Annotated in this window: 7 protein-coding genes; 3 read left to right on the top strand and 4 right to left on the bottom strand. The window is 68.6% G+C overall.

All coding sequences use genetic code 11. The annotated features are described in order from the left end of the window. Positions 1–12: 12 nt before the first annotated feature. Together AC07Y4_RS19285 and rng are read left to right on the top strand one after the other, a co-directional pair. A complete protein-coding gene (locus AC07Y4_RS19285) occupies positions 13–615 on the top strand; it encodes a Maf family protein (protein ID WP_487846861.1) in 603 nt (200 codons plus the stop codon). Positions 616–622: 7 nt separating this feature from the next. Next, positions 623–2,149, top strand: coding sequence for a ribonuclease G (gene rng / locus AC07Y4_RS19290; protein ID WP_056580445.1), 1,527 nt, complete (start codon positions 623–625; stop codon positions 2,147–2,149). Positions 2,150–2,182: 33 nt separating this feature from the next. Here the strand turns inward: rng and AC07Y4_RS19295 are convergent, their stop codons facing one another. From AC07Y4_RS19295 to AC07Y4_RS19305, 3 genes are all read right to left on the bottom strand, one after another. Then, positions 2,183–3,514, bottom strand: a complete 1,332-nt coding sequence (locus tag AC07Y4_RS19295; protein WP_487846862.1) for an MFS transporter — start codon at positions 3,512–3,514, stop codon at positions 2,183–2,185. Between the two features lie 121 nt (positions 3,515–3,635). Further along, a complete protein-coding gene (gene kce, locus AC07Y4_RS19300) occupies positions 3,636–4,568 on the bottom strand; it encodes a 3,5-dioxohexanoate:acetyl-CoA acetone transferase (protein WP_487846863.1) in 933 nt (310 codons plus the stop codon). Between the two features lie 48 nt (positions 4,569–4,616). After that, positions 4,617–5,399, bottom strand: a complete 783-nt coding sequence (locus tag AC07Y4_RS19305) for an SDR family oxidoreductase (RefSeq protein ID WP_095948650.1) — start codon at positions 5,397–5,399, stop codon at positions 4,617–4,619. Positions 5,400–5,498: 99 nt separating this feature from the next. On the opposite strand from AC07Y4_RS19305, the gene AC07Y4_RS19310 reads away from it, so the two are divergent. Beyond that, entirely contained in the window at positions 5,499–6,260 is a 762-nt protein-coding gene (locus AC07Y4_RS19310) for a GntR family transcriptional regulator (RefSeq protein ID WP_487846864.1), read from the top strand. Positions 6,261–6,266: 6 nt separating this feature from the next. On the opposite strand, the gene msbA is transcribed toward AC07Y4_RS19310, so the two are convergent. Next, a partial coding sequence (gene msbA / locus AC07Y4_RS19315) for a lipid A export permease/ATP-binding protein MsbA (RefSeq protein ID WP_495274920.1) occupies positions 6,267–8,040 on the bottom strand: 1,774 nt, incomplete at its 5' end.

The raw sequence follows: 8,040 nt of genomic DNA on the forward strand, positions 1-8,040 counted from the left end.
GGAGACCTGAACTTGCCTGACTTCATCTACCTCGCGTCGCAAAGCCCGCGCCGCGCCCAATTGCTCGGCCAGCTCGGCGTGCGCCACGAACTGCTGCTGGCCGGTGCCGACGAAGACGCCGAGGCGCTCGAAGCCTTGCTGCCGAACGAGTCGCCCACCGCGTACGTGCAGCGCGTGACCGCCCTCAAGCTCGATGCCGCCGTCGCGCGCCGCAAGCGCCTCGGCCTGGCCGATGCGCCCGTGCTCTGCGCCGACACCACGGTCGCGCTCGGCCGCACCATCCTCGGCAAGCCCGAGGACGCACGCGACGCCGAGCGCATGCTCGCGCACCTGTCCGGCGCCACGCACCGTGTGCTCACGGCGGTCGCACTGCAGAACGGCCGTCGACGCCATGCGACGCTGAGCGTGTCGCGCGTGCGTTTCGCCACGCTCACGAAGAAGCAGGTCACGGCCTACGCCGCCAGCGGCGAGCCGCTCGGCAAGGCTGGCGCCTATGCCATCCAGGGCGCGGCGGCTGCGTTCGTGGAGCACATCAGCGGCTCCTATTCGGGCATCATGGGACTCCCCATGTTCGAGACCGCGCAGCTGCTTCGAGGCGTCGGTTTCAATACTTAAGACATCCATGCAAGACATCCTGATCAACTGGTCTCCGCAGGAGACCCGTGTGGCGCTGGTCGAGCACGGCGCGGTGCAAGAGCTGCACGTCGAGCGCACGCTCGAGCGCGGGCTGGTCGGCAACATCTACCTGGGCAAGGTCTCGCGCGTGCTGCCGGGCATGCAGTCGGCCTTCATCGACATCGGCCTGGAGCGCACCGCCTTCCTGCACGTAGCCGACATCGTCTCGCCGTTCACGCCGGGCTCGCGCCCGAGCGCCACGCCGCCCGAACGCGACCACCGCAACGGCGGGCCGATGGTGCCCATCGAGAAGCAGGTGTTCGAGGGCCAGTCGCTGCTGGTGCAGGTCATCAAGGACCCGATCGGCACCAAGGGCGCGCGGCTGTCCACGCAGATCAGCATCGCGGGCCGGCTGCTGGTGTTCCTGCCGCAGGACAACCACATCGGCGTGTCGCAGAAGATCCCGCCCGACCAGCGCGAGTCGCTGCGCAACCGCATGCTGGCGCTCATCGAGGCGGCCGCGGCCGCTGAGAGCGGCGGCGTGGTGCCGGTGAACACGGGCGGCTTCATCCTGCGCACCAACGGCGAAGACGCGGCCGATGCCGAACTGGCCGAAGACATCGCCTACCTGCGCAAGACCTGGACGCGCATCCGCGAGGCCTCGAGCCGGATGCCGGCCATGTCGCTGCTGCACCAGGACCTGAGCCTGCTGCAGCGCGTGCTGCGCGACATGACCTCGGAAGACACGCAGACCATCCGCATCGATTCGCGCGAGCAGTTCGAGGTGCTGCTGAAGTTCGGCCTCGAATTCATGCCGCAGGCGGCCGGCAAGCTGCAGCACTACAAGGGCGAGCGGCCGATCTTCGACCTGTATTCGGTGGACGAGGAAATCGCGAAGGCACTGGGCCGGCGCGTCGACCTGAAGTCGGGCGGCTACCTCGTGGTCGACCAGACCGAGGCGCTGACCACGGTCGACGTGAACACCGGCGGCTTCGTCGGTGCGCGCAACTTCGACGACACCATCTTCAAGACCAACCTCGAAGCCGCGCAGGCCATTGCGCGGCAGCTGCGCCTGCGCAACCTGGGCGGGATCATCATCGTCGACTTCATCGACATGGCGCGCGACGACCACCGTGAGCAGGTGCTGGCCGAGTTCCGCAAGCAGCTCGCACGCGACCGCGTGAAGACCACGGCAGGCGGCTTCTCGCAACTCGGCCTGGTCGAGATGACGCGCAAGCGCACGCGCGAATCGCTGGCCCACATGCTGTGCGAGCCCTGCGTGGCCTGCGGCGGGCAGGGCATCGTGAAGACCGCGCGCAGCGTGGCCTACGACGTGATGCGCGAGATCCTGCGCGAGGCTCGGCAGTTCACGCCACGCGAGTTCCGCATCGTCTCGTCGCCGCAGGTGATCGAGCTGTTCCTCGACGAGGAGAGCCAGCACCTCGCGGGGCTGAGCGACTTCATCGGCAAGCCGATCTCGCTGCAGTCGGAGCCGGCGATCGGGCAGGGGCAGTACGACATCGTGTTGCTCTGACGACAGGAGCGCGCGGCCCGTTGCAACGACGGGTCAGCGCTTCGACTCCTGGCCTTGGCGCATCCAGATGCTGGCCAGCGCGGCGGCCACCAGCATCCCGGCGATCAGCAGCAACCCGTTCTTCGTGCTGCCCGTGCTCTGCTCGATCCAGCCCATCACCGACGGCCCGATGAAGCCGCCCACGAGGCCGCAGGTGTTCACGAGCGCCAGCCCACCTGCCAGCGCCACGCCGGCCAGCCGTGACGAGGCGAACAGGAAGATCACCGACTGCACCACGAAGAACATCGAGCCCGTGAGGCAGAAACCGGCCAGCGCGACGGCCGGGCTTGCGAAGGCTGCGATCAGCAAGCCCACCGCCATCGAGACCAGCCCGACCAGCAGCAGTAGCCGGCCGCGCTGCGGTGTGACCGCGAGCCGGGGCAGCGCAATGGCGCCGACGGCGGCGGCCACCCAGGGCAGCGAGTTGAGCGCACCGATCTCCAGCGGCGAGAGCTTGCCGTAGGTGCCGATGATGCTCGGCAGGAAGAAGATCACCGTGTAGATGCTGATCTGGTGGCAGAAGTAGACAAAGATCGCCAGCCAGATCTGCCGGTCGACCAGGCAGGCGCGGAACGACTCGCCGACCTGGCCGTTGGCCACGTCCTCGGCGCGTTCGGCGGCGAGCTGGCGTTCGATGGCCTGCGCCTGCGGGCGCGTGAGCCAGCTGGCGCTGGAGGGCCCGTCGGGCAGCTTGCGCCAGACCACGAAGGCCAGCGCCACGGCGGGCAGGCCTTCGAGCACGAACATCCATTGCCAGCCGTGCCAGCCCCACAGGCCGTCCATCTGCAGCAGCGCACCGCCGACCGGGCCGCTGAGGATGTTCGCGATGCACACGCCGAGCAGGAAGTAGCCCGTGGCGCGTGCGCGGTCCTTGCGGCCGAACCAGTAGTTCAGGTACAGCATCACGCCCGGGAACAGGCCGGCTTCCGCCGCGCCGAGCAGGATGCGCATCACGTAGAACGAGGTCTCGCCCGTGACGAAGGCCATGCCGGCCGACAGCAGGCCCCAGGTGATCATGATGCGGGCGATCCACCAGCGGGCCCCCACGCGATGCATCACGAGGTTGCTGGGCACTTCGAGCAGCGCGTAGCTCAGGAAGAACAGCCCGGCGCCCAGCCCGTAGGCGGCCGCCGAGATGCCGATGTCCACGGCCATGTGGCTCTTGGCCAGCGCGATGTTGGTGCGGTCGATGAAGCTGATCACATAGGCCAGCACCAGCAGCGGCATGAGCTTGCGGAAGATCAGCGCGTTGAGCGAGGCCTGTTCGTCGACGGCCTGGCGGGCGCGCAGGCCCGGCGGCGTGGCGGGGATGGATGGGTGTTGCATGGGATGTCTCTCTCCTGTCCTGTCGTGTTCTGGCGGAAGGTCGTCGGCGGGCGCCGGCGGGCGTGCAGATGCGGCCCGGTCATGGGCCGGGCCGAGTCGGGTCAGTGGTTCTGGCGCAGGGCTAGAAGTCGACGTTCGCCGCACCCTTGAGGCCGAGGATTTCGCGCGCCTCCGCAGGTGTCGCGATGTCGATGTTCAGCGCCTCCAGCACGGCGCGGATGCGCAGCACCTGTTCGGCGCTCGACGCGGCGAGCCGGCCCGGGCCGATCCACAGCGAGTCTTCGAGCCCGACGCGCACGTGCGCGCCCATGGCCGCACCGATGGTGGCCAGCGGCAGCTGGTTGCGGCCGGTGCCGAGGATCGACCATTCGAAGCGGTCGCCGAACAGCCGCGCGGCGGTGCGGCGCATGTGCATCAGGTCTTCGGGATCGGCGCCGATGCCGCCCAGGATGCCGAAGACCGTCTGCACGAAGACCGGGGCCTGCACCAGCCCGCGGTCCAGGAAGTGCCGCAGGTTGTTGAGGTGGCTCACGTCGTAGCACTCGAACTCGAAGCGCGTGCCGTTGGCGTTGCCGAGCTTGAGGATGTTCTCGATGTCGGCGAAGGTGTTCTTGAAGATCAGGTTGCGGCTGTTCTCCAGGTGCTCGCGCTCCCATTGATGCTCGAAGGACTGGAAGCGCTCCAGCATCGGAAAGAGGCCGAAGTTCATCGAGCCCATGTTGAGCGAGGCGAGCTCGGGCTTGAAGGTGGTGGCCGGGCGCATGCGCTCCTCGACGCTCATGTGCGGGCTGCCGCCGGTGGTGATGTTGATCACCGCATCGGTTGCGGCCTTGATCTTCGAGAGGAGGGGGCGGAACAGGTCCGGGTCCTGCGAGGGGCGGCCGTCCTTCGGGTCGCGCGCATGCAGGTGCAGGATCGCGGCGCCCGCGCGGGCGGCTTCGATCGAAGCTTGCGCAATCTCGTCGGCCGTCACGGGAAGGTGCGACGACATGCTGGGCGTGTGGATGGCACCCGTGGGGGCGCAGGTGATGATGGCTTTGGGGCGTTGGGCCATGAGGTGTCCGGAAAGAAGAAGAGGGAAAGAAAGGGGCGTGCGAGGGGATCAGCTCAGCGCCTGCGTGTGGCCGTCCACCACGAGCTCCTGGCCCGTGACGCTGGCGGCCAGGTCGCTGGCGGCGAACAGCACCATGTTCGCGATGTCCGTGGCCGTGACCATGCGACCCAGCGCGGCCTGCGCGGTGTAGGCGCGCGTCACTTCGTCGAGCGGCTTGCCCAGGGCCTCGGCCTTGGCGGCGATGACCGCACGGATGCGCGGGCCATCGACCGCGCCCGGCAGGATCGCGTTGACGCGGATGCCGTCGGCCCCGAGTTCGAGCGCCAGCGTTTTCGTGAAGCCGATGACGGCCCACTTCGAGGCGGAGTAGGGCGAGCGCCCCGGCATGCCCAGGTGCCCGGCGGCCGACGACAGGTTGATGATGGCCGGCAGGCGGCCCTTGCGCAGCCGCGGCACGGCCAGCCGCACGCAGAGGAACTGGCCGGTGACGTTGACGGCCATCGTGCGTTCCCAGTCGGCGAGCGAGACGGTCTCGACCGGCCCGGTGGGGCCGGCCACGCCGGCGTTGTTTACCAGCACGTCGAGGCCGCCGAGTTCACGGTCGACGGCCTCGAATAGGCGGGCCACGTCGTCCTCGTTCGACACGTCGGCGACGCAGCGACCCACCTCGGGCAGTTCACGCGCCAGCTGGTCGAGGCTGGCAGCCTGCACATCGCAGACGAAGACCTTGGCGCCCGCCGCCGCGAAGCTGCGCACGATGTCCAGGCCGATGCCGTTGGCACCGGCGGTGACGAGCACGCGTCGGCCGGCGAGGGAGTTGTTGTTCCACATGCTGAAGAGATCCTTGAGGTCGATTTTGGAATGACGTGGATCGTATATCTGTGATCACAGATAAATCATAGGGAATACCCCGGCCATATACTTCGACGCATGAGCCTCACCGATCTCGTCACCCCCCTGAAGCGCCAGACGCTCAGTGCCAACGTCTACGACCAGTTGCGCGACCTCGTGATGAGTGGGCAGATGATGCCGGGCGAGCAGATTTCGTTGCGCAGCGCGGCCGAGGCGCTGGGTGTGAGCGTGATGCCGGTGCGCGAGGCGATGCAGCGCCTGGTGGCCGAGCAGGCGCTCGAACTCACGCCCAGCCGCACCTTGCGCGTGCCCCGGATGACGGCGGCGCAGTTCAAGGAAATCACCACCATCCGCACCAACCTCGAAGGCCTGGCCACGGAGCTGGCGGCCTCGGCGTCGGGCGCGGTGGCGCTGCGCGACATCACGCGCTGGCACGACGAGTTCGCGGCCGAGATGAATGCGGCGAGCCCGGACGGTTCGAAGCTCGTCACCTTCAACAAGGAGTTCCACTTCGCGGTCTACGCCGCCGCCGACATGCCGGTGTTGTTGCAGATGATCGAGGCGCTGTGGCTGCGCATCGGCCCCATCCTCAACTACGACCTGCGGGCCGGCTCGCGCCGCGTGGGGGACAAGGTGGCGATGTCGCACCATGCGGCCTTGCTGGCCGCGCTGAAGCGCCGCGACGGCGCCAAGGCCCGGGCCGCGCTGCAGGGCGACATCGAAAGCGCCGCGGAATTCATCCTGTCGACGGGCGTGCTGGTGTCCGATGGCGCGCTGCCGCCGCAGAACGCCGCACCAGCGGCGAAGAAGGCGCGCAGCGCGGCAGGCACTGCGCGCTGAGGGTCCTCAGAGCGTCGGGTCCTGACCCGGCGCCGCGCTGCGCACCGCCAGCGTCTGCAGTCGTGCATAGAGCCCGTCGCTCGCCATGAGCTGCTCGTGGCTGCCTTGCTCGGCGATGCGGCCTTGCTCCATCACGATGATGCGGTCGGCATGCTGGATGGTCGACAGGCGGTGCGCCACGATCAGCGTGGTGCGGCCCTGCATCAGGCGCTGCAGGGCGTCCTGCACCAGCCGTTCCGATTCGGTGTCCAGCGCCGACGTGGCTTCGTCGAGCAGCAGCACGGGCGCGTTCTTGTACAGCGCGCGGGCAATCGCCAGCCGCTGGCGCTGGCCGCCCGACAGCTGCGTGGCGTTGTGGCCGAGCACGGTCTCGATGCCCTGCGGCAGCGTCTCGACGTGCGCGCTCAGGTTGGCCGCCTCGAGGCAGGACTGCACGCGCGCGATGTTGATGTCGCCGCCCAGCGCCACGTTGGCGGCGAGCGTGTCGTTGAGCATCACCACGTCCTGGCTCACCATCGCGAACTGGGCGCGCAGGCTCTTGAGCTGCCACTCGCTGGTGTCGTGGCCGTCGAGCAGCACCTGGCCGCCGCTGGGCTGCACGAAGCGCGGCAGCAGGTTGACCAGCGTGGTCTTGCCCGAGCCCGAGGGGCCGACGAAGGCCACCACCTGGCCTGGCTCGATGACGAGGTTCACGCCGTCGAGCGCGCGCTGTTCGTCGTCGCCGCGGTAGCTGACCTGCACGTTGCGCAGCTCGATATGGCCTTGGGCGTGCGCGATGCTGAAGGTGCCTTGCGATTCGGGCGCCACCTCGTCGATGAGGATCAAGCCGCGCTCCAGCGCTGCGAGGCCGCGCGTGATGGGCCCGGCCACCTCGGCCAGGCGGCGGATCGGCGCGATCAGCATCAGCATGGCCGTGATGTAGGCGACGAAGCCGCCCACCGTGAAGCCCTGCTTGCCGCTTTGCCACAGCGCGATCATCACCACCACCGACAACGCCAGCGAAGCCATCATCTGCGTCAGCGGCGTGGTGGCGGCCTGGGCGATGGTGGACTTCACGGCCAGGCGATTGAGGCGCTGGCTCAGTTGTTCGAAGCGGCGCTCCTGCGCCTGCTCCGCGCCGTGCAGCCGCACCACGCGGTGGGCCAGCACGTTTTCCTCGACCACGTAGGCCAGCTCGTCGGTGGCCTGCTGGCCCTGCTGCGTGAGCTTGTACAGGCGCTTGGAGAACACCTTCATGATCCAGGAGATGCTGGGCACCAGGAAGGCGACGATGAGCGTGAGCTTCCAGTTCAGGTAGACCAGGTAGCCCAGCAGCGCAATGAGCGTGAAGCCGTCGCGCGACAGCCCGAGCAGCGCCTGCACCAGCAGCATGGCGCCGGTCTGCACCTCGTACACGACGGTGTTCGACAGTGCGCTGGCCGATTGCCGCGCGAACAGCGCCAGCTCGGCGCCGAGCAGCCGCTCGAACAGCACGCGGCGCAGCTTCTGCATGCCTTCGTTGGCGATGCGCGAGAGCGCGTACTGCGAAATGAACTGCGCGATGCCGCGCACCGCGAACAGCAGCAGCACGGCCGCAGGAATGAACCACAGCGGCATCTCGCCGCGCGTGAAGCCCCGGTCGAGCAGCGGCTTGAGCAGGGCGGCCATGAGCGGCTCGGTGAGCGCGGCCAGCAGGGCGCCGATCAGCCCCACGGCCCACCATTGGCGCGAACTGCCGAACCAGGTCATGAGTCGCGCCAGCCGGCGCATGAGGGGAGGGCGGGCGCTCTCGCTGCCGGGG

The organism is Variovorax sp. GW460-12-1-14-LB1, assembly GCF_059423605.1.

Bases quoted from the DNA above. Each gene is read 5' to 3' on its own strand.
- kce (WP_487846863.1), bottom strand. From the start codon at position 4,568: ATGGCCCAACGCCCCAAAGCCATCATCACCTGCGCCCCCACGGGTGCC.
- AC07Y4_RS19305 (WP_095948650.1), bottom strand. From the start codon at position 5,399: ATGTGGAACAACAACTCCCTCGCCGGCCGACGCGTGCTCGTCACCGCC.
- AC07Y4_RS19310 (WP_487846864.1), top strand. From the start codon at position 5,499: ATGAGCCTCACCGATCTCGTCACCCCCCTGAAGCGCCAGACGCTCAGT.
- AC07Y4_RS19295 (WP_487846862.1), bottom strand. From the start codon at position 3,514: ATGCAACACCCATCCATCCCCGCCACGCCGCCGGGCCTGCGCGCCCGC.
- rng (WP_056580445.1), top strand. From the start codon at position 623: ATGCAAGACATCCTGATCAACTGGTCTCCGCAGGAGACCCGTGTGGCG.